The 22,467-nt window shown below is 40.1% G+C and carries 18 protein-coding genes; 10 read left to right on the plus strand and 8 right to left on the minus strand.

The window, feature by feature from the left end; all coding sequences use genetic code 11:
• Positions 1–198: 198 nt before the first annotated feature.
• Positions 199–1,560 carry a YchF/TatD family DNA exonuclease gene (locus tag HQK88_06795; protein ID MBF0616509.1) on the minus strand — a complete coding sequence of 454 codons (1,362 nt, stop codon included), beginning with the start codon at positions 1,558–1,560 and terminating at the stop codon, positions 199–201.
• The gene (locus tag HQK88_06800) at positions 1,557–2,426 is read right to left on the minus strand and encodes a hypothetical protein (GenBank protein MBF0616510.1); all 870 of its coding nucleotides are present in this window, start codon (positions 2,424–2,426) and stop codon (positions 1,557–1,559) included. The genes HQK88_06795 and HQK88_06800 overlap by 4 nt, the downstream gene beginning before the upstream one ends.
• 144 nt (positions 2,427–2,570) lie before the next feature.
• Here HQK88_06800 and HQK88_06805 point away from each other — a divergent pair, with 144 nt between their 5' ends.
• Together HQK88_06805 and HQK88_06810 are read left to right on the plus strand one after the other, a co-directional pair.
• The gene (locus tag HQK88_06805; GenBank protein MBF0616511.1) at positions 2,571–5,213 is read left to right on the plus strand and encodes a PAS domain S-box protein; all 2,643 of its coding nucleotides are present in this window, start codon (positions 2,571–2,573) and stop codon (positions 5,211–5,213) included.
• A gap of 3 nt (positions 5,214–5,216) precedes the next feature.
• Positions 5,217–6,275: a response regulator gene (locus HQK88_06810; GenBank protein ID MBF0616512.1), complete on the plus strand. Its 1,059-nt coding sequence runs from the start codon at positions 5,217–5,219 to the stop codon at positions 6,273–6,275.
• Here HQK88_06810 and HQK88_06815 read toward each other — a convergent pair.
• Both HQK88_06815 and HQK88_06820 read right to left on the minus strand, forming a co-directional pair.
• The gene (locus HQK88_06815) at positions 6,272–6,937 is read right to left on the minus strand and encodes an ABC transporter ATP-binding protein (GenBank protein MBF0616513.1); all 666 of its coding nucleotides are present in this window, start codon (positions 6,935–6,937) and stop codon (positions 6,272–6,274) included. The two genes, HQK88_06810 and HQK88_06815, sit on opposite strands and share 4 nt — an antisense overlap.
• Entirely contained in the window at positions 6,921–7,298 is a 378-nt protein-coding gene (locus HQK88_06820; GenBank protein ID MBF0616514.1) for a hypothetical protein, read from the minus strand. Before HQK88_06820 ends, HQK88_06815 begins: the two co-directional genes overlap by 17 nt.
• A 217-nt stretch (positions 7,299–7,515) precedes the next feature.
• On the opposite strand from HQK88_06820, the gene HQK88_06825 reads away from it, so the two are divergent.
• A complete protein-coding gene (locus tag HQK88_06825) occupies positions 7,516–7,824 on the plus strand; it encodes a HigA family addiction module antidote protein (GenBank protein MBF0616515.1) in 309 nt (102 codons plus the stop codon).
• 69 nt (positions 7,825–7,893) lie between these two features.
• Positions 7,894–8,211: a nucleotidyltransferase domain-containing protein gene (locus tag HQK88_06830; GenBank protein ID MBF0616516.1), complete on the plus strand. Its 318-nt coding sequence runs from the start codon at positions 7,894–7,896 to the stop codon at positions 8,209–8,211.
• Positions 8,212–8,268: 57 nt separating this feature from the next.
• Here the strand turns inward: HQK88_06830 and HQK88_06835 are convergent, their stop codons facing one another.
• Both HQK88_06835 and lysS read right to left on the minus strand, forming a co-directional pair.
• Positions 8,269–9,492, minus strand: a complete 1,224-nt coding sequence (locus tag HQK88_06835) for a lipoprotein-releasing ABC transporter permease subunit (protein ID MBF0616517.1) — start codon at positions 9,490–9,492, stop codon at positions 8,269–8,271.
• Positions 9,489–10,970, minus strand: coding sequence for a lysine--tRNA ligase (lysS, locus tag HQK88_06840; protein ID MBF0616518.1), 1,482 nt, complete (start codon positions 10,968–10,970; stop codon positions 9,489–9,491). Before lysS ends, HQK88_06835 begins: the two co-directional genes overlap by 4 nt.
• A 160-nt stretch (positions 10,971–11,130) precedes the next feature.
• Between lysS and HQK88_06845 the strand changes: the two genes are divergently transcribed.
• Genes HQK88_06845 through HQK88_06860 form a run of 4 tightly spaced genes read left to right on the plus strand, consistent with a single transcriptional unit; the run spans position 11,131 to position 13,865 of the window.
• Positions 11,131–11,640 carry a DUF177 domain-containing protein gene (locus tag HQK88_06845; protein ID MBF0616519.1) on the plus strand — a complete coding sequence of 170 codons (510 nt, stop codon included), beginning with the start codon at positions 11,131–11,133 and terminating at the stop codon, positions 11,638–11,640.
• 12 nt (positions 11,641–11,652) lie between these two features.
• Positions 11,653–11,838 (plus strand): 50S ribosomal protein L32, encoded by a 186-nt coding sequence (gene rpmF / locus HQK88_06850; GenBank protein MBF0616520.1) that lies wholly within the window; start codon positions 11,653–11,655, stop codon positions 11,836–11,838.
• 27 nt (positions 11,839–11,865) lie between these two features.
• Complete coding sequence (gene plsX / locus HQK88_06855) at positions 11,866–12,882, plus strand: phosphate acyltransferase PlsX (protein ID MBF0616521.1); 1,017 nt, start codon at positions 11,866–11,868, stop codon at positions 12,880–12,882.
• 2 nt (positions 12,883–12,884) lie between these two features.
• The gene (locus HQK88_06860) at positions 12,885–13,865 is read left to right on the plus strand and encodes a ketoacyl-ACP synthase III (protein MBF0616522.1); all 981 of its coding nucleotides are present in this window, start codon (positions 12,885–12,887) and stop codon (positions 13,863–13,865) included.
• Positions 13,866–14,350: 485 nt separating this feature from the next.
• Here HQK88_06860 and HQK88_06865 read toward each other — a convergent pair whose 3' ends face one another.
• Together HQK88_06865 and HQK88_06870 are read right to left on the minus strand one after the other, a co-directional pair.
• Entirely contained in the window at positions 14,351–16,561 is a 2,211-nt protein-coding gene (locus HQK88_06865; protein MBF0616523.1) for a TIR domain-containing protein, read from the minus strand.
• Between the two features lie 540 nt (positions 16,562–17,101).
• A complete protein-coding gene (locus HQK88_06870; protein MBF0616524.1) occupies positions 17,102–19,033 on the minus strand; it encodes a tetratricopeptide repeat protein in 1,932 nt (643 codons plus the stop codon).
• A gap of 124 nt (positions 19,034–19,157) precedes the next feature.
• Here HQK88_06870 and HQK88_06875 point away from each other — a divergent pair, with 124 nt between their 5' ends.
• Both HQK88_06875 and HQK88_06880 read left to right on the plus strand, forming a co-directional pair.
• A complete protein-coding gene (locus tag HQK88_06875; protein ID MBF0616525.1) occupies positions 19,158–20,174 on the plus strand; it encodes a sigma-54-dependent Fis family transcriptional regulator in 1,017 nt (338 codons plus the stop codon).
• Between the two features lie 229 nt (positions 20,175–20,403).
• Complete coding sequence (locus HQK88_06880; protein ID MBF0616526.1) at positions 20,404–22,467, plus strand: tetratricopeptide repeat protein; 2,064 nt, start codon at positions 20,404–20,406, stop codon at positions 22,465–22,467.

Below are 22,467 nucleotides of genomic sequence, written 5' to 3' on the forward strand. Positions count from 1 at the left end.
CCTGTGGTTGACCTAAAAGTCGAAAAAAACTACAAACTAAGAGACGGTTGCAATTGTATTATTAGATACTATATGTACTTTCATATTATTGCAGGGTGGATTTTAGTTCCCATTGCGCTTCTAACAATTACCGGAAATCTTTCTAAATAATTTTTTTTGATGTCGAATTGGTATTTCTAAGAATTCTAAGCTATAACCCTACCCAAGCACATCAAGATGCCGCAGCCTGAAATTTACGCCCAACTCCTGTGCAATCTCTTTACACCCTGCAATGTCAACGCCAGGGACATCAACTACTGATACGATAATATCCGGAATGTATTTTTTTGCCTCTCGTATGAATTCAATTACCCCTGGGTAGGCGTTTACCACAGTCGGGGCACAAAGCCTGTTATAGGTCTCTGCGTCTTGTGCGTTGAGGCTTATGGAGATTTTATCAACAAGGCCGGTTAGTTGCGGCAGTATGTTTTGCTTATGGATTATATTTCCAAGCCCATTTGTGTTTATCCTGATACGGCCACCATGTGCCTTTATGTGTTTTGCCACAGTTATTACATTGTCGAGTTTTAGGAGCGGCTCTCCATAACCGCAAAAAACCACCTCGTCGTACCTAGCCGGATTGTCTCCTATAGCAACAATCAAATCCTGTGCCGAAGGGTCTGCCCTAAGGCTGAGATTATGCCCCTTAACTGTAGTATTTATGTTTCTAAGACAAAATACACACCGGTTTGTACAGGAGTTGGTCATGTTAAGATAGAGCGTGTTTCTTATTTGATAGGCGATTTTGTCCTCATGTGATTGAGTATTTAGCCCAAACAGGGTTTGAGCGTTAAGCGTTGTGATTCTGTCAACATCCTCCAGTGAAATACCGCGCAGTTGTGCTATCTTTTTAGCGGTATGAACTACATAAGCCGGCTCGTTTCTCTTCCCTCTGTGCGGCACAGGCGCCAAATACGGTGCATCGGTTTCAATCAGAAGGTGGTTATCGCTGACAGCGTTTACGACTTTTTCAACATCGGGGTTGTTTTTAAAAGTAACAGTGCCGGAAAATGAAATATAAAGCCCCATTGATATCACCTCTTTAGCCGTCTCCACATTGGCTGTAAAACAGTGAAAAACCCCCCGTGTTACTTTGTGGTCGGTGAGTATCCTTAATGTATCCTCTGAGGCCTCACGGCTGTGGATTACCAATGGCAATCCGGTTTCCTTTGCCAGTTCTATTTGCTTGATAAATGCCTGCTTTTGTACATCTTTGGGTGAGTGGTTGTGGTAGTAATCAAGACCGGTCTCGCCCACTGCCACACACTTTTTGTGTTTGCAAAGACCACGCAAATCTTCATAAACAGCTGTGGTTAAATCTTTTGCCTCATGGGGATGAATACCGATTGAGAAAAAGACATTTTCATAAGCCTCGGCTATCACCTTGTTTCTTTCGTTACTTCCTGCATCAGAGCCTATCGTTATAAGGGGACTTACGCCAGCCTCAGCTGCTTTTCTTACGATTTCTCCGACAACTCCTTCAAAGGGCGTCATTTCAAGATGACAGTGGGTATCTATCATGCTTCTGTAACGGCTGCATTGGCAGCGTCCGGCTCTTTTAGCACATCATAGGTTTTCAGTATCATAATGGCAATAAAAGCCATCACAACGCCAGTTAGAATGGTTGTCATTGCTATGGCCAGATATGAGGGAGTGTTATTAATGATATTTAATATCTTTTCATATTTATCATGAGCAATGGCGGAGAGTATTCCGCTTAAAATGCTGTTAGCAGCGTTATGTAATGCGTTTGTATCAGCAATGCTTTCCATAGCACTTGTGGCCAACACATTGATTATGGATACAGTGATGGCTATGCTAAAAAGGGTTACATAGACCGAAAATGCAGCGTTGAGGTTACGTCTTACCAGCTTTATGCTTTCACGTATCGCAGTAAAAGAGTGTTTGTTTTCCTTTATTATAAGAACGTATGTAAACATAAAAAAGAAGTTGACAAATATTGCCGGCACTATAAGCAGCATCAGTCCTGCAACCAAAAGGATACCAAAGAGGGTTCCGGAAAAAAGGAGTGAGGAAAACTTTTTTAAAACCTCTGCTATAGCACTCCGATAACTTAAAGTACCATTTTCGATAAGTTCACGTGCCATTGCTAATGTCATTGCGTGAACAAACATCTGCATATAAAAATTCAGGATATTTGCGATAGCAAGTTTCCCGATCAGTTCTTTAAACAGCGCTAAGTCTTGTGGTTTAAGCGATTGAGTGGATAATGCGGATAATTTAGTAAGCCCGGGCCCCAGGTACTTATACGTGAACATGGATAAGATCAAAGAAAATATTATCGTAGGAGTTATTATTAACGTGTTTGACTTTATCGCAATGAAAGTGTCTCTTGCAAGCGGTATAAACTCTATTTTCTTAGCCATGTAATTAATGATAACATATTTAGTAATAGTTCAGCCAAACCGGTAAAAAAAGGGTTTTAATCCGGAAAACATTTGTTTTATTTCTAAAAGAAAGGTTATTATTAAAAATGTGGTGCTGTATCTTTTATTTAGAGGGAAATAACAATGGAGAATGCTAAGAAAACATTAGAAAAATATTTTTTACCGGTTGTTGCAGTGTGTTTCTTTCTTGGAGCATCTTTTACATTTTCTTATTGTGTATTTCCTTGTACAGGCAGTAGTCTGAGGTTTATCTTTTACGGCATTGTATTTTCATCTTTTTCTCTGCCAGTTTTTTGGGCTCTCTATAGTTATTACAGAAAAAGAATAATAGAACTGGAAATATCTTCAAAAGAGACAACCAAAGAACTACAAGACAACATGGAACTGCATTCAAAAGTAAATGCCCTGCTTGAGCGTGAAATCTACGAAAGACGTGAGGCTGAGGAGACGTTAAGGGAAAGCGAGGAAACTCTAAAAAAGATAACAAGCTCAGCCTCAGACGCCATTATCATGATAGACAACACCGGATGTGCTACGTTTTGGAGTCCGGGTGCGGAAAAAATCTTTGGATATACATCACAAGAGGTAATAAATAAGGATGTACACAAGATAGTTGCTCATCCGGACTTTTTTAATGTCTATGCAAAGGCATTTCCTGAATTTGCTGCCACTGGGCATGGCAATGTCATAGGGAAAACAATAGAACTGCCGGCAGTGAAAAAAGACGGTACTGTTTTCCCTGTTGAGCTGTCCCTCTCGCCGGTTAAAATAAAAGGAGCGTGGAATGCTGTAGCTATAGTCAGAGATATAACCCGGAGGAAAAGGAACGAAGAGAATCTTAGAAAACTTTCTGCAGCAGTAGAGCACACCGCTGACAGTGTTATTATCGCTAATATAGAGGGTTACATCGAGTTTGTCAACAGGGCTTATCTTTCACTTAAGGGAGTTATGGAAAAAGATGTCATAGGAAAGCTCATCAAAGACATCAACGAAGAGCCGTTTACTGAGCAGTTTTTTTCCAAACTACGTACCTCTGTAATTGAGGGCAATGTTTACAGAGGAGTAGCTGAAAATAAGGACATTAACGGTGAACATTATTATGTGGATATCACTGTGTCACCTGTAATGGGCTCGGATGGGACCGTCACTCATTTTATATTAACAGAGAGAGACATCACTTATAATTACATAACAGCAGAGGCCCTTAAACATTCCGAGGAGAAGTTCCGCTCTCTTGTAAACAATATTCCCGACGTTATCTGGACATGTGACATCAGTGGTAAGGTTGTTTTTATAAGTAAAAATGTCGAGGATCTTATAGGAAAGACTCCGTTAGAACTTCAAAATGCTGTCAATATTTATAAGTCTGGTTGTATTGTCCCAGATGATGTTGGCAAACTTAAAGCCGCTTATACCGATCTGTTTGAAAACAACAAACCTTTCTCGGTAGAAGTCAGGGTAATAAATCAAGAAGGAAGACAGCTCTGGCTAATGTGCCGTTCTATGTTAGCTTATGAAAAAAACGGCAGGTTATATGCTGACGGTGCACTTACTGACATAACCGAAATTAAACATATTCAGGATGAGCTCAATAAGGCAAAAGAGGAGGCTGAACAGGCAAATCGGGCAAAGTCGGAGTTTCTCTCTTTAATGAGTCATGAACTGCATACCCCCATGAATGCAATACTGGGTTTTGCACAACTCCTTGAATCTGACCCATACGACCCCCTTACTACATATCAGTTGGAAAATACAGCTGAAATCCTGAAAGCCGGTCGTCATCTGCTTGAATTAATTGACAATGTTTTAGATTTGTCGAAAATTGAATCCGGCAAGGTAAAGCTTTCCTTTGAACCTGTAAATTTGCAGGCACTAGTGGAGGAATGTATATCGTTGTTAACACCTATTGGTGAAAGCTGTCGTGTCTCTGTATCATTGGACATGGAAAGCTGTACCGGGACATTTGTCAGAGCTGACAGGATGCGGTTGAAACAGGTAATACTTAACTTACTTTCCAACGGCGTTAAATACAGCAAAGAGGGAGGCAGCGTTTTTGTACAATGCAATAGAGCTGATGAGATGTTTGAAGTCAGTGTGTCAGATTCTGGGATTGGCATATCTGAGGAAAATCTAAAGTATTTATTTCAGCCTTTTAGCAATACTGACTACAGTTGCTGCCCAATTGACGAACTGGGAATAGGGCTTGTTATGACAAGGGAGCTTATTTCCCTTATGGGCGGCACCATGGGGGTGGAAAGCAAAGAGGGCAATGGGAGCAGATTTTATTTCACAATTCCGGTATCAACTGCACTTTCAGACAATGAATTTAATAAACAGCGGTCATGTATATCTGATAATATTTTTTATAAAGAAGGAAAAGATAAATATATAATAGTTTACATTGATGATAATCCGGCAAGTATAACGCTGCTTGGCAGAATAGTATCACGTTATAACAATATAGAGTTCCTTTCTGCAAATGATGGGTTAACTGGAATACAACTTGCTAAAGAGCATAGACCGGACATTATACTTACTGATATTAACCTTCCGGATATATCAGGAGTAGAGGTGTTAAAGAGAATCAGAGAAGATGCTGAAACAGCACAGATACCTGTTATAGCGTTAAGCGGCTATGTAGATGAGGGTAACAAATGTAGTGTAAACAGGAATGACTTTACCGGATTTTTACTAAAACCATTTAATTTTAAAGAGCTTATGGGTATAATAGAAGGACTTTTAGCGAAAAAGATTAAGGAGCAATAAATTTTGGACGCAGAGCAAATATCTAAAGCTACAATATTGATAGTGGATGACAGCCAGGCAAACGTGGCATTGGTAGAAAAGATGCTCAAGGCTGAGGGTTATAAGAATATTTTAACAACGACGGATTCACGCCATGTTGTGGATTTGTATAAGTTGCATAATCCAGACTTGATTTTATTAGATTTGAATATGCCATTTATGGATGGTTTTCAGGTGATGTCAGAGCTAAAAAAGATAGAGAGTAAAACGTATCTTTCAATAATGGTACTGACTGCTTACACGGACAGGACAATAAGGGTAAAGGCGCTTGAGTACGGTGCAAAGGATTTCTTAACAAAACCGTTTGACAGACTTGAAGTGTTAACGAGAATAAAAAACATGCTGGAGATTCGCCTTCTACATAATGAAGTGATAGATTACAACAAGAGTCTTGAGGAAAAAGTACAGGAGAGAACGAGACAGTTAAAACACACACAGTTGGAGATAATCCGCCGTCTTGGCCGGGCATCAGAATACAGGGACAATGAGACCGGAAATCATATAATCCGTATGAGCCAGTTTTGTGAGGTAGTGGCAAGGGGTGCGGGTTTTAGTAAGGAACACTGTGAGTTAATACTTCATGCAAGCCCAATGCACGATGTTGGGAAAATAGGCATACCAGACAGCATACTTCTAAAGCCTGCAAAACTTGACCCTCAGGAATTTGAAATCATGAAAACCCATACAACAAAAGGTGCGGAAATTCTTGACAACCACGATTCAGAGATAATGATTCTTGCCAGAACCATAGCGCTGACTCACCATGAGAAGTGGGACGGCAAAGGTTATCCGTACGGCATCTCCGGTGAGGCTATACCCGTAGAGGGGCGTATTGTTGCAGTTTGTGATGTGTTCGATGCACTGACTTCAAAACGTCCTTACAAGAAAGCATGGAGCGTGGAGGATGCAGTTGCAGAAATAAAAAAGAACTCCGGTTTATGCTTTGATTCCGCGCTGGTTGAGGTTTTTGTTGAACATCTGGATGAGATTTTAAAAATCAAAGAAAGCTACGAGGATGTCTAATCCAGCAATCTGCCGTCTTCCATGTGGTAAATTTTTTGGGTTTTTTTAGCGAAGGACTCGTTGTGGGTAACGATTATGAAAGTTGTTCCTTTGTTTTGATTCATCTTAAGCATTATCTCAATAAGGTGCTCGCCTGTTTTAGTGTCAAGGTTACCGGTGGGTTCATCGGCAAGGACTACAAGTGGGTCAAGGATAAGTGCGCGTGCTACCGCCACTCTTTGCTGTTCGCCGCCGGAGAGTTCTGCCGGACGGTGAGTTATGCGCTCTTTAAGCCCAAGCTCGGTAAGCAGTGCGGCTGCCTTCTCTGTCACCTCCTCACGGTTTGCTCCTGAAATAAGTGCCGGCATCATCGTGTTTTCAAGAGTGTTAAATTCCTGCAAGAGATTATGAAACTGAAATATGAATCCTATCGTTTTATTTCTAAATGCAGCCAGTTTCTTGTCATCCAATGAAAACACATCCTGACCATTAAAGCTAACTGTGCCGGAGGTTGGTCTGTCCAGTGTGCCCATGACATGAAGCAGGGTGCTTTTCCCGGCCCCTGAGGCTCCCATTATGGAAATCAGCTGTCTGTCCCCTATTTCCATGTTTATCCCTTTTAAAACCTCAAGGACACCAGCATCGGTTTTAAACGATTTACTGAGGTCAGATATTATAACCATGCTTTTTCTCATCTACTGGATTTTGATGGTGTCGTTTGTGGGTTTTAGCTGGAGTTATATTGTCGTCTTTATCTGTGGTGTTGTCTTTAATTTCCTCTTTGACGGCTGTTTTTTTATTGATGATGGATTTTATCTTATTATAGGAGCGTATGACGATTCCTTTTAAAAACCCGTCTGATTTTTTTACAACATCGGCCTTTTCAGCGGCCTTTTCCGATAGTTCTTTAATTGCTTTGCCGGTACGTTCCGTCTCCTTACCAAACCACCGGAACTGCTCACCGCCTGAAACATATGATATAACATAAAACCCAATTACCGAAAAAATCGCTAAATATATAATCCGTTTTATAAGCTTAAACATACCAGTTCTGCTTTAATTACAATATCCACTTGTCAAGTTTAACATATCAGAGAGTACTCTGCAAAGCTAATCGCATATTCTCTTAAAATATCCCATCTTCACATACATCAAAACGGTGTGTTAAACTAAGAAAGATGATAAAGTCCTTTGCCGATCAGGTATAGAGACGGGGATACCTATGATGTTGGGATAGTGGATTATCACTAAGGAGGATTTTATGTACGACCTAAAAAGACAGCCGACTCATCTGGGGGTTATACTCAGAGATGAGTTCATTTCTCCACTAGGCCTAACTCAGGCAGAGGTTGCAAAGAGTCTTAAGACCACATCTGTTGCATTGAATGAGATAATTCATGGTAAGCGAAATGTCTCTGCTGATATGGCGCTTAGACTTGCACGGTTTTTTGACACATCAGAGGAGATCTGGCTGAATCTTCAGGACCAGTACGACCTGTATAAGGCCCGGGAAAGAAACAAGGATTTGATTAGTGAAATTAAACCGTATAGAGAAACGGCAAAGACATAACGGTACTCTTTTATTTTGGCACTACAGACCTTGAATAGATATGTTGTATAATATGATTTTGGGAGGTATATGGAACAAAAAATAATTGATGTTATAGATAGATTTAAATCTCTCTTATCAGATAAAATATCAGTTTCTGATATCGTTGTGTACGGTTCACGAGTTAGGGGAGATTCATCTGAACATTCTGATCTGGATGTATTGGTTGTTGTGGACATATCAAATCATTATATAGACAACATAATAAGCGACTGTGCATGGGAAGCCGGGTTTCCTGATGATATTGTTGTGGTTCCTATAGTTGTTACCGTTGGTGCATTGAAAGAAAGTCCTATACGGGAATCTTCATTTATTAAGGCGGTGTATAGAGAAGGCATTTTAGTTTGAACGATAAAATTGGATGATGTGTTATAACAAAGGAAAAAGTTAGTATTGCTATTTTAACTATTTAAACCTGAGCGGCTCTATGGGGTCAAGCTTTGCCGCCTGATATGCCGGATATATTGTTGATAAAAAACTAATTGTTAAAGCTGATACTGAGACCAGTACAAAATCTGATAGTTTCCACTTAACCGGCAGATGGCTGAGATAATACACATCTGGCGGGAGTTTTATGAGCTGATAGGAATCTAAGAGATAACAAGTTATCGCTCCTCCGGTTACTCCAATCAGTGTGCCGGTTAAACCTACAAGAAACCCCTGAATCATAAAAATTGCCATGATGCCGGAGTTGGTTGCTCCCATAGCTTTAAGAATTGAGATTTCACGCTCCTTTTCCATAACATTCATTATAAGAGTGGAGATGATATTAAAGGCCGCTACAATCACTATCAAGGTCAATATGATAAACATGGCAAATTTCTCAAGCTTTAGCGCTGAAAAAAGATTTCTGTTCATCTGCATCCAATCCCTTGCCCTGTAGGGAAACCCAAGCGCTGTGTTAAGCGTCTCTCTGACCTCAGAAGCCTTGTAGATGTCGTCAAGTTTAACCTGAACACCGTTTGCCGTGTCCCCTAATCCAAAGAACTTCTGAGCTGCTGCCATGTTTGTTATAGCAAGGCTTGAGTCATATTCATACATCCCGATTTCAAACACAGCCACAACCTTAAATTTTTTGGCCTTTGGGATCATACCCAGTGGACCTATCTCACCTACCGGAGAGATAATATTTACATAGTCTCCGTCTGTGACGCCAAGACCTCCGGCAAGCTCTGTGCCTATCACAATGCCGTCTTCTGTTTTGCCGAGCTCATCAAGTGAGCCGTTTTTAATGTACTTCTTTAAGTCTGTCACGTTTTTTTCAAGCTCTGGGATAACCCCCCTTAGATAAACCCCCTGAGCTCTTTTTCCCTGAGAAACCATCACCTGGCCAAGCACAAACGGAGCTGTGGCCTCAACATGGGGAAATTTCTGTATCTTAGCTGCAAGCTCCTCATACATTGGGATTGTGCCCTCATGGCTTAGTACCAGAAGGTGAGTGTTGACGCCAAGGATTTTCCGTTGCAAATCCTCATGAAATCCGCTCATTACCGAGAGCACTATGATGAGCGCCATAACCCCCAGCGCCACCCCGCCTGTGGATATGACCGTGTTGAAGGAGATACTTTTGTGTTTTTTCTTAGATTTAAGATATCTAAGCGCTATGGCAAAAAAGTATGGAAGTTTCACATCTGTGGCTTAAGCAAAGGAAACAGGATAACATCCCTGATAGAGTGTGAATCTGTTATTAGCATTGAAAGGCGGTCTATACCGATACCCTCCCCGGCGGCAGGCGGCATTCCGTACTCAAGTGCGCGTAAAAAATCCTCATCCATCCAGTGCGCCTCCTCATCTCCGCTCTCCTTAGCCTTCACTTGCTCTATAAACCGCTGTCTTTGGTCAATTGGATCATTTAACTCTGAAAACGCATTGGCTATCTCGCGTCCCATAATAAAAAGCTCAAAACGCTCAACAAGTTCCGGTTTATCGGCACGCCTTTTCGAAAGCGGTGAAATCTCAACAGGATAATCCGTTATAAAGGTAGGCTGGACTAAATCCGGTTCCACTTTCACCTTAAATATCTCATCTATCACATTTGTATAAGATGCTCCGGTAGGAATATTTAAACCCTCTTTTCTGCCCCATTCGGTGGCCTTTGCAGTGTCTCTTAAAATCTCCTCCGGAACCCCCTTTTCTATGAATGAATCAAAGAAAGACACCCGTTTCCATGGCGGCGTAAAATCAAGCTCAACCTCTCCATATTTTAGCTTAAGAGCTCCCACCACTTTATTTAACGCAAACGAAAACATCTCCTCTGTAAATGACATAAGGAAATTGTAGTCCTTGTATGCAATGTAAAACTCAAGCATTGTAAACTCAGGATTATGCTTTGTAGAGATGCCCTCGTTACGGAAGTTTTTATTTATCTCAAATATTCTCTCATACCCTCCGACAAGAAGCCTTTTCAGATATAACTCCGGGGCAATCCTTAGGTATAAATCCGTTGAGAGCGCATTATGATGGGTCTTAAATGGTTTTGCGGCTGCTCCTCCCGGAATTGGGTGCATCATCGGGGTCTCTACCTCTATAAAGTTGTGGCTTTCAAGAAAATCACGTATGGCTTTCACCAGTTTGCTGCGAATGGCAAAGGTTTTTCTTACCTCAGGGTTTACGATTAAATCAACATACCGCTGCCTGTAGCGGATTTCTACGTCCTTTAGCCCGTGCCACTTCTCAGGGAGCGGTCGCAGTGATTTAGAGAGGATTTTAAAATCTAAAACCTCTATAGTTAGCTCATCTGTCTTGGTTTTAAAAAGCCTGCCTGAAACTCCTACAATATCCCCTATATCTATTTTTTTAAAAATAAGGTATTTCGTTTCTGATAATATATTTTTAGCAATGTACAGTTGAATTTTTTCATCAGAGCCGTCCTGCAGATGAGAAAACGAGACTTTCCCAAAGTTTCTTAAAGCTATGATGCGTCCTGCAACGCTGCACTCAACACGCTCGGCCTCAAGTTCATCATGTGTCTTTGTAGCAAACCGCTCAGCAAGCTCCCGTGCCGAATTGCCGGGGTTAAAGGTTGCACTGTAGGGTTCAACACCCATAGAGCGAAGCTCCTCCAGCTTTTTCTTTCTCTGCTCTACTAGTTCGCTTAGCTCTTCCACTTGTACCAGTTACGGTTTAGATTTATTCCTAAAATAATCACAGCTCATTACTGTAACATTTTGTTGTTAAGCTTGACAAGTTTTAATTATTAAAATTATAATTCTACTCTACGCTACGTAAGCAGAGTTAGAACTGTTAGGGAGGGTAGGGTTATAAGGTATGAAAGTGATAGTGATGGATATCCCGGATGAGGGGATGCACATTGCCATAGACATGGCACTGAAGGCAGAGGGAATTGAGACGAAGGGGCCGGTAAGGGGACACATTGAGTTACAGAGAAGCGGCACTGAGGTAATAGTAAGTGGTAAGGCAAAGGTGGATATAGGTTTGCAGTGCGGCCTGTGTCTTAGCGAATTTATAAGCGAATTGCCGCTTGACCTTAATCTTCTGTACGCTCCGGAGGGTGAACCGGTCTCAGAGGACAGTGTGGAGTTAAGCACCGGTGAGATGGACGTGTGCCAATACAGTGAAGGAGAGATTGATATAGCACAAATGTTGAGAGAGCAGGTAATTCTTAACGTATCAATCAGTGCAGTGTGTTCAGACAACTGCCGGGGGCTGTGTCCTGTGTGCGGCATCAATTTAAACACGGAAACTTGTAATTGCAAAAATACGTCCGGAGAGGGACGTTTTTTTAAACTAAAAGATTTATTAACGAAAACAAATTAAAAGGAGTAGTAAATGGCTAATCCAACATCGCGGCATTCAAAGTCAAGAAGGGACAAAAGGAGGGCTAACTGGAAAGGAACAGCGCCGACTCTGATACTGTGTCCGGATTGTAAGGCGGTGAAATTGCCGCATCGGGTTTGTATGAGCTGCGGTAAGTACAACGGCAGAAGTATTCTCGCAGTGAAAGAAAAAGAATAAGAAATTTATAGAAAAGAGTAAAGAAAAATGATAATAGCCCTGGATGCCATGGGAGGCGATAATGCCCCCGGAGTCAACGTGGACGGAGCGGTGGAGTCAGTTAATGAGCTGCCGGATATAAAGATTATACTGGTGGGTCAAACTGATGTCTTAGAAGCGTTGCTTGCAAAAAAGAAATACCGTAGTGGAGCAATCGAAATAAGACATGCCTCCGAGGTCGTAAGCATGGATGACTCAACAGCAAATGCGTTAAGAAAGAAGAGAAATTCCTCCATACGAGTGGCTGTTGAGCTGGTAAAATCAGGCGAGGCACAGGCGGCGGTAAGCGCAGGGCATTCAGGGGTGGCGATGGCAACCTCACTCACGATATTAAAGAAGGCTCCCGGTGTGGACAGGCCTGCCATAGCTGTGTTAATGCCAAGAATTAAGGGGCGTTTTCTTTTAATTGACGCCGGAGCTAATGTTGACTGTAAGCCTATAAACCTCCTTCAGTTTGCTCTTATGGGATCAGCCTACTACAAGTTGGTTTATAACGTAGAGGCGCCCACAGTTGCCCTTCTAAGCATAGGCGAGGAGGATTCAAAGGGCAATGAGCTTACCAAAGAGACATTTAAATTATTAAAATCGGCAAAAATCAACTTTATCGGCAACATTGAAGGAAAGGATATTTTTAAGGGGCTTGCCGATGTGATTGTCTGTGACGGATTTATCGGAAATACTGTTCTTAAAGTAAGTGAGGGTCTGGCAGAGGCAGTAATTCAGATACTTAAGAATGAAATATCAGATTTAACTTTTGGCAAACTTGGGTTTTTGTGTTTAAGACCAGCATTCAGAAATTTTAAAAAGCACACCGATTATGACGAAAGCGGTGGCGCACCTCTATTAGGAATAAACGGCACATGCGTAATCTGCCACGGCAGGTCATCGTCAAAAGCCATACGAAACGCTTTGAAACTTACGCATCAACTTGCTATGCAGAACATAAATAAAATAATAGCCGATGATATCGCCTCACAAAATATGCTCAGAACCGAGGGAACTTAGATTTGAGCAATGCAAGAGTAATTTCAACAGGCTCATATCTGCCTGAGAAGGTTCTTACAAACAGTGATCTCGAAAAAATGGTTGACACCTCTGACACGTGGATAGTAGAACGAACCGGAATACATGAGCGCAGGATTGCCGCTGATAATGAGACGGCATCAGATATGGCTTATGAGGCATCAAAGCTGGCGCTGCAACGGGCAGGCTTATCGGCAGACAGTCTTGATATAATAATAGTGGCAACAATCTCCGGGGATATGCCGATTCCGGCTACAGCCTGCTATGTGCAGAAAAAGCTTGGCGCCTCCAAAGCCGCAGCGTTTGATATAAATGCCGCATGTTCCGGGTTTATCTTTGGCCTTTCAACCGCTAATGCGTACATAAAGGCAGGGTTATATAAAAGAATTCTCTTAATAGGTTCAGAGGTTTTAACTAAATTTACAGACTGGCAGGACAGAAACACATGCGTCTTATTTGGAGACGGCGCTGGAGCAGTCATTCTTGAAGCACATGATGGATACAATGGAGTGCTTTCTGTTGATATTCACTCCGACGGCGCTCTATCTGATATTTTGCTTTTACCGGGTGGCGGCTCAAAACATCCTACCTCGGTTCAAACTGTAAATGACAGGCTTCATTATATTAAAATGAAAGGGAACGAGACCTTTAAGATTGCTGTCAGAACTCTTGAGAAACTTGTGGTTGACGCTCTTGAAAAAAACGGAGTTGACCCAAAAGACTTGGCTCTTTTAATCCCACATCAGGCAAACCTGAGAATAATCGCTGCAACAGCCAGCCGTCTTGGCCTTACTATGGACAGAGTGATGCTAAATCTCAACAGATGCGGCAACACCTCGGCAGCTTCAATCCCAATAGCCCTCGATGAAGCAGTCGTAACCGGACGCGTAAAGGATGGAGATTATATCCTGCTTGAGGCATTTGGCGGCGGCCTCACATGGGCATCCGCTCTGATTAAGTGGTAGAAAGAACAAAATGAATAAGTAATAAGGGAGGGCGCTGCCCTCCCTTAGACCCTCCCGCAAGGGGTTTTGAACCCCTTGACCCCAGGTTTTGGGTTAGTGATCATCCGAAGCTGTCATTGCGAACCCCCGCAGGGGGTGTGGCAATCTCCTTTTTTTATAGAATGTTATATGTTGTGTTAAAGAATTTTTTAACCGGCGTTCCGCCGCTTAAAAAGTCTCACAGCGAGCTCCGCCCGCTAAACTGACGAAAAGATGAAAGGATTTATAGCATTACGTTAATACCGATTTGTCGCCAAAAAGCTAATATAATGTAATGGTGGAGAAAAAGGACTGGATCCCGCAACAAGTGCGGGATGACAAAGAGGTGGTGCGAGATGACAAAGAGGCTGGGGTTCCTATCCTGTCATTCTGTCCCTTTCCTGTCATTCCTGCGAAGGCAGGAATCCAGGTCTTTTATTTATATCTTTGAACGTAACTCGGTATAACTACTGTTCTGCAAGAAAGTCCAGTAATTCGTTATAAGAATTATCTCCTTTATATTTCGCCATTTTGAGACCTCTGAGAAAAGGAGAAATATCATCGTCACCACAATTATCCAGCCTTAAAGGAATTACTCTTTTATCTGTTTTTTTAGAAAAAATATCGTATAAAACAGATTCATATTCGGCTCTACACCAATTTGATTTTCCAAGATTTTCGCTTAGGCAGGGCATAATGTGCTTACTGTCTTTCAACCCCTCTTCTATCTTTTCTATGATCCTCTCGCCAAATCCTATCTTTTCATGATCAATCCAATAGCTTATCCCTTTAGTTTTCAAATCACGCAATATCTCATTTTCAATTGTGTCCTTATCTTTACGGGCGTGGCTAATAAACACATCGTACTTTTTTGTATGTTCAAGAAGCTCTTTAAGTGATACAGGTTTGGCAGTTTTACCACAGTTAACTTTGAGTTCGCCCTGAATTTCCATCTGAGTGAGAAAATCATATTCAAATAGGTACTTACAGTCTTTAAAACACGGGCATGGCACTTTTAAATCAGCCTTAAGATTTTTGGTTATTTCATGAATACTCTCAAAGTGATTTCTTATAGTAGTCAAAATTTCACGTTTTTTATCTCCAGCTATTGTAATCTCTATTTTCCTGTCGTTTGGATATGCTCTTATATAAGCTTTTGTTTTATTGCCGTTATCAATTTTCTGTAATATCGCACCAGTACGCCAGCATAAATAATTTTGGTTTTCATCTCGTTTGATTAATTCATGGGCTCTTACAATAAACCTTGGGATAACCGTTTTTGGTAAAAAGTCATATTCATATATGACCTTTACGCTGCCCTTTAAATCCCAGTCTATGTCAACGCTTTCTTTGGTTAAAGCGCTAGCTATGACGTGATTTTCTTTTTTCTCTATTTGAAATGATAACTCTAACCTTTTCATTAAATTAAGAAGTACATCGTGTTTTTCTTTTGGATAGCCATCCTCTTTTTTCCAAATATCAGTCAAATCGTTCTTATGTAAAATCCCTTTTCCTTCTATAACTGCTCTTGACGACACAACCTTATAGACCGCATTAGTGCCCCATGATGGTTTTATAATTATCGTATTGTGCAGTGTCAAATCGTCTTTAAAATGTAAAAACACGCCTAAATCATGAAGATATTCATCAAGCACATTTTCCTTACCTGCTTCAATTCCGTTTTCATTGCACAGCTTTTGAAATTCTGAATACTCAATATGGTTTCTTGTATCATTTTCTAATTGCTCTCTGATTTTTATCCATGGCTGCGGCCAATCACTACCCATATGTGGCAACTGGGCGGCTATCTCAGCTATATCGGCTTTCAGTTTATCAAAACTATCATGAACCTTATCAGGTTCTTTACAACTTACGCGATAAAAACCTTGTATGATACCGGGGAATCTCTCTTTTAAATCTTTTAAATTAATATCACCTGCGTATTCGTCGTACTTATTAAGAACTAAAATAACCGGACTGCCCACACCGAATACCTTAATGGTGTTAAGCCAGTGTTCAATTCTGCCGTATTCGTCCTCTTGTCTGGCATCCCATACAAGCATATAAACAGAGCGCTTTGTCAGGAAAAACTGATGGGTTGCGTGGTAAATCTCCTGTCCGCCAAAATCCCACACATTTAACTTTATATTCTGATTGTCTTGAATTTTTAAAGTTAACGACTTTATTTCTATTCCTTTTGTTGTTTCCTGAGTTTCTGAAAAACTGTTATCAATTAGTCTTCTTAAAATACTTGTCTTTCCAACGTCACCCTGCCCAACAATTATTAACTTTGCTTCATATCGTTTTTCAATTTCTGGTTTTTGTTCTGCTGTAGCAATAATGGATGTATATAAAACTGGTGATGCCACTGTAATTGTACTTTGCTTTTCTAATGAGTCAAAAAATTCTCTTATCGCATTAATGCCATTTCTTGCTATCTCTATCGGCGGGGTTACAAGTGGGTTGTCATCTACCCAAAATGCAAGTGATTTATTAAGGTTTCCAAACTCAGGCTGGAGACTCGTTAGTTGGTTTCTAGATAAATCAAGTCTAAGCAAATTCTTAAGTTTTCCAATCTCAGGTGGGAGGCTTGTTAGTTCTTCACTAGCCAAGTCTAGTTCTTTAGCTTTATTTTCATACGCTTTATTGATTACTTCTAATAGTTCATTTTCATCCATTTTGAACAAGCCCCCATAATTGATCCTCTAATTACTCCTGTTAATGTTCTGTCATAGCAGAACGAAAAGAAACACGGTCTGCTATATAATGATTAAAGTTTTCTATAGGATTATTGTACAGATTCTATGATTATTTTGCAAGAAGCTGTTAAACCCGTTGTTGGAGCAACCAACACCGCGTTTCAGGGGAGTGGGGTTTAATATCGAATTGCAATCTAAGTTTTATATAAAGAGGAGATTACGACGTCGCTACCGCTCCTCGTAATGACGGATAGAAAGACGCTAACCCTTGTAGTCATTGCGAGCGCAGCGTAGCAATCTCCTCCTTTTTCTGTAACTTAATTTTGTATTTGAACGCTACCCTGTATTAAAAAGTAATTCCAATTCTTACAGTTTGGGGATTTAGCACGTAATTTTTCTTAGTATTAATATTACTTTCGCAACAATTTATCTGTTAATTCATTAATGGTTTTATGTAAAACTGCACCAATTTGATTTCCCAAGATTTTTACTCAGGCAAAGCAATGAATTAACCTGGAATTAGTGCAAAACTAAACCTGGATTACATTTAATGGAATTTAGATTACGGGCAGCATCTGCATAATCGGGTTGATATTCTAACGCTATTGCAAATTCTGACACTGCCTCCTCTATAAGTCCCTGTTTTAAATAAAGTGCACCTAGGTTGTTATGAGCCACTGCAAAGGCTGGAGTTATAGCTATGGCTTTTTTGTAATTTTCCAGTGCTTTCTTAAGCACGCCGCGTTTAAGATAAATATTGCCAATGTTATTATAAGTTTGAGCAAGATCGGATTTTAATTGTAATGCTTTTTCATACAGCTTAAGTGCTTCGTCGTATTGCCCTTGTGAGGCATAAATATTTCCAAGATTGATGTAAGGCGGAGCAAAAAGGGGATTCGTTTTTATTGCCAGTTCATAAGCGCTCTTAGCATCATTAATCTCTCCAAGGTGTTCATAAATATATCCTGTCAGGTTGATTGACTGATAGTCGTTTATGTTTAACTCTATAGCTTGTTTAGCTGCTCTGAGTGCTTCGTCGTAGCGATATTTGTTGAAATATGCGTTTGCTAAAAAATTGTAGGGAAGGGGATGCTGCGGTGCTTTTCTGACATTATCCTCCCACAATGTTATCTCGCTTTGCCAGTGTACATTATTTGTATAAGTCGTAAGAGTTAAAATAATCGCTATTCCTAAAGAGATTATTACTATTACTTTCTCTCCGAATTTCCGCAAAAATCTGAATGCTAAAGCTCCCACAAAAAGAGAAAATCCTGCCGATGGCAAATATGCCCTGTACTGAAGCAATACCCATTCTTTTACGGCAACCAGTAGCTGAGGTGAAATATTAATAAAAAACCATAAAATTCCAAAGGCTGCTAATTTGTAAAAGAGACGGTTGTTATCATCATTTTTCTTTTTAAACGAATCAAAAATTAAGACTGCTAAATAGCTAAGAATTATCAGAACAAAAACTCCGGATAAAATCACCCGGTAGTCTGAAAAAACCTTTGAGACCGGATAGTAGTATATGAGGGTTTGGTTAACCGGAAAGATTAGCATTTTTATATAAGTTACAACCGCTCTTATCTGGGTAAAGAAGTTTTCTCCGGCTGAATAAACATACAGAGGGTTTCTTGTGGCAGAATAGCTAAGGGATTTATCAACGGAGCTGAAGTCATTAACTTTACTTAAGTCGAGATGGATGCCGAATGTTCCTAATTTTATTAAAATTAAAGGAATAATTACATAGAAAGGAATAAGAAAAAATATTCGTTTTGTCACTTTACCCTTAAAAAATAAAAATTCATAGGCGGTAAGTATCACAGGAAGCGTAATGGCAGATTCTTTGGTCTTAACTGAAACCAAAGCAAAAAACAGTGACAAAGCATAAAACACGTATTTTTTTAATTTTATCTTAGGATCACCACAGCCGGTCCTCCGCCATAAAGCATAAAACACCAACGACGACAAGTACATCAATGTAACTAACGAGGAATACCTCTGTATGATATACGTCACTGCCTGAATTTGATTCGGATGTAGTGTAAAAATTAAAGCAATCAGGAAAGCTACATTTTCATTTATTGCTCTTTCTGAACTTTCTGCAGTAGATTTTCCTGATACAGCATTCAATGTAAGCAAACTAAAAGCAAATAAAAGAAGACCGTTTATTATATGAATCAAAATATTAACAATATGATAGCCAGGTGGCTTGAGTCCGTGGAGTTTACAATTTAAAAAGAAACTTGTTTCGGTTACAAACCTCATCTCGGTAAAGTCTCTGTACTGACAAAGATTTTCGAGGTTGTGGTCATCAAGTACAAATGGTGAATTTAAAGTATTGCTATAAGCAAGTACTGCTAAGACAATAATAACAGATATTTTAATCAGCCTAATATTTAAAAGACCGGTAAACTTGTTAATGATATTATGAATTTGTTTTAATTTCATAGGATTTAGTATAACACAGCAGTTTTGAGGTTATCGCAGCTTTTTTTTAACAAAGACAGTTAAACTAACTTTAATAGGTGTCTGATTATTGACATACTAAAGGAATAACTATACAATATTATTAATGAAAGAAGGACAGACCAGAACATGTTTTAATAAGTTAATCGGTAAGTCTCAGGAGATGCAGCGTCTTTATTCGATAATAGAGAAGGTGGCATCCTCAGATAGTACCATTTTGATAATGGGAGAGAGTGGAACTGGTAAGGAGTTGGTGGCTAAGGCGATTCATTTTTTAAGTGTAAGGGCAGAGAATCCTTTTGTACCTGTTAATTGTGGTGCAATTCCTAAAGAATTACTTGAGTCTGAACTCTTTGGCCACGAAAAGGGTGCTTTTACTGGCGCCATTTGTGCACGCAAAGGACGCTTTGAACTTGCCGATACAGGCACGATTTTTCTTGATGAAATTGGTGAGCTGCACCCATCCCTGCAGGTAAAACTCCTCAGAGTTCTGCAAGAAAGGGAATATGAAAGGGTAGGGGGAGTTAAAACCGTAAAGGGCGATGTCCGAATATTGGCTGCCACAAATAAGAATCTTGAGGAGGCTACAAAGCGCGGAGAGTTCAGAGAGGATCTCTACTACAGACTAAACGTCATACCTGTTAAGATATCGCCTCTTAGGAACAGAAAAGAAGATATTCCTATTCTAAGAGACCATTTTATAAAGATATACTCCGACAAAAGAGCTATAGAGCATATTGTGGTTAATGACGACGCTATGGAGCTTTTAGTGAAGTATAACTGGCCTGGAAACGTCAGGGAACTTGAAACCCTTATAGAGCGTTTCACCATACTGACGGAAAACGGGGTCGTAACTCTTGAGGATCTACCGGAGAGGTTTTTTCCTGCTAATCCTCACACGTCTGTTATGTCATCAGGCGGCTTATCCCAACTTCCCCCTGAGGGGATAGATTTGAACTCCTTTCTTGATGACATAGAAACCAATATAATACACCAAGCACTGGAACGCTCTCAGGGAGTGAAAAGTAAGGCCGCTGCTCTTTTGGGTTTAAACAGGACCACCTTTATAGAGAAATTAAAAAAGAAGGGAATAGATACTATAAAGTCTGGTGATTCACAATGACAGCAGCACGACATATAGCCGAAACATGTCATTTGTTTGACGTGTTGAGATTTAAATAACCTTTTTAAATTAAGAACTTACCAACTGGTATATAATTTGCTACTATAATTTGATGAAAGTCTATATCTTTTCAATAGTTTTTTTAATCTTTGTCTCTTTAATGACAAATGCTTTTGCATTATCGCTCCCTGAACTCATTTTGACGCCGGAGTTAAAGCAGGCATGGGTTTTGATTGAACTAAAGGACTACAGCAAAGCAATAAAAATGCTTGATGAGTGCAGGCCGTTACAAAGCAAGGGTGCTGATGAATTGGCCGCCTGTAATTATCTCTATGCAAAAGTTCTTCAGTTAAGGGGCAACGATACTGAGGCAGCAGAAAGGTACGGCAGGGCTTATGTATATGCGAAAAACAAAAATATAAGAGAAGAGGCGCTGTTTAAACAAAGTAAAATCAATTATGAGAAAAAACGATATTTTCTATCCAGGGCTGAGTTTAAGGCATTTTTGAGGAATTTCCCAAAATCAAAATATGCTGCAGAGGCTGGAGCATACCTGGCTAAGAGTCTGGAGGAAACAGGAGCTATAGAAGAGGCTCTTACTTACTATGACAAAGCTGAAGATTCACCTGAGGTTCTATATGGCAAAGCTAATATACTGCATCAGATGGGAAAATACAAAGAGGCTGAAAAAGCATACTCAAAAGCCATTTCAAAAGGTATGGGTTATCTTTTAAAAGACGAAAAAACTCGGTACTATTATGGCGAGAATTTATTTACTAATGGTAATACTAAAAAGGCAAAAAGCTTCTTATCTTTGGTAAAAGACGAAAAATTTAAGGACAGGGCGAAGCTCTATATTGGGATTATCTCAATGGAGGATGCAAAACCAGATAAAGCTATAGAGTTTCTTACGGAGGCAGCAAGTGCAAAGGACAGTTTAGCAAAAAAGAAAGCGTTCTTAAATCTGGCTGCATTATTTATTAAGCACGATATGCCGGATAAGGCAAAAGAAGCGCTTGAAAACCTCAAAGCTCTTTTTATGACTGAAGAGGAGAAAGTAAAGTTCAGAAAAACTCTCTTATCACTTGCTGATGCATATATGAAAAACAGTATGCCTGATAAGGCAAAAGAAGTGCTCCTTAACCTTAAACACATGCTAACGAATGATGAAGAGAAAGCCTTGTTTCGAAAATATTTTTTGAAACTTGCCGACACGTACCTGGACAAAGGAATTGTTGATGAGACAACAAAACTTATTGCGTCGCTTAAGGAAATGAACCTTACTGAGGATGACAAGGCAATGCTTAGAAAAATCTATTTTAAACTTGTAAACACACAGGTTAAATCGGGTGTGTTAAATGAAGCTAAAGAAACACTTGATGTTATAAAGTCTATGAATTTGACAACTGATGAAAAAAATGAATTAAGTCTTATGAATGTAAATATGAAGCTTAAGGGGAAAAAGTTTAAAGATGCAATAGATGCGATAGTTGAACAATTGAAGAGTTCACCAGATTCTAAGGAACTTTCTGACATGCTTCAAAATGTGCTTAGTGAGGCTATGAAAGGAGATAAAAAGGAATTCCTTTCGTTATGGGACTCATATGGCTCGTATCTTTTAAATCCATCCCGTGAAAAATTTATAATGGATGTGAAAAATGCGCTAAAAGGCCAGGGCAAATCCTACGAAAATATTCTGCTTTGGCAGTCTAAAAACGGACCTGAAAAGGAAAAGTACAATGCCCTCCGGGAACTCTCCGATATGTCATCAAAGGCTGGAGATAAGTCTGCTGCAGTTAAATATCTGGGACAGCTTAAGGGGCTAAATGCGACACCTGACGAAATCAACCGTCTTGAGGCTGATATGTTTTACTCAAATGGTGATTTCAGGAATGCAATTCTGAAGATGATGGATCTTAAGGAATTAAAAAAGGATGACAAAAAAATAATCGTTGATACAATTGGTCAGATAGATGACAAGGCAAGGGGAGCGGCATTTTTTGAAAAGACAATCAATACATTAGGTGCTTCGCAGAGCGATTACCTGCTGCTTGCCGACATGTATGCCAGTGCCGGCAAAAAAGAGCAGGCAATAAAGTATTACAAACAAATTTTACAGACCGACCCCGGTAATGACAGAGCGCTCTACGGCATTGCAACCGGCTCAACCGGAGCCGAGGCCGGGGATGCTTTACAGAAACTGAGTCTTATCAATTCAACGCTTGGAAACTATGCTAAATCAATGCTCCAGCAAAAGGAGCTGGATAAAAAACTGGAGGGAGCAAACCCCTGA

The sequence above is a fragment of the Nitrospirota bacterium genome (assembly GCA_015233895.1).
Taxonomy (GTDB): domain Bacteria; phylum Nitrospirota; class Thermodesulfovibrionia; order Thermodesulfovibrionales; family Magnetobacteriaceae; genus Magnetomonas.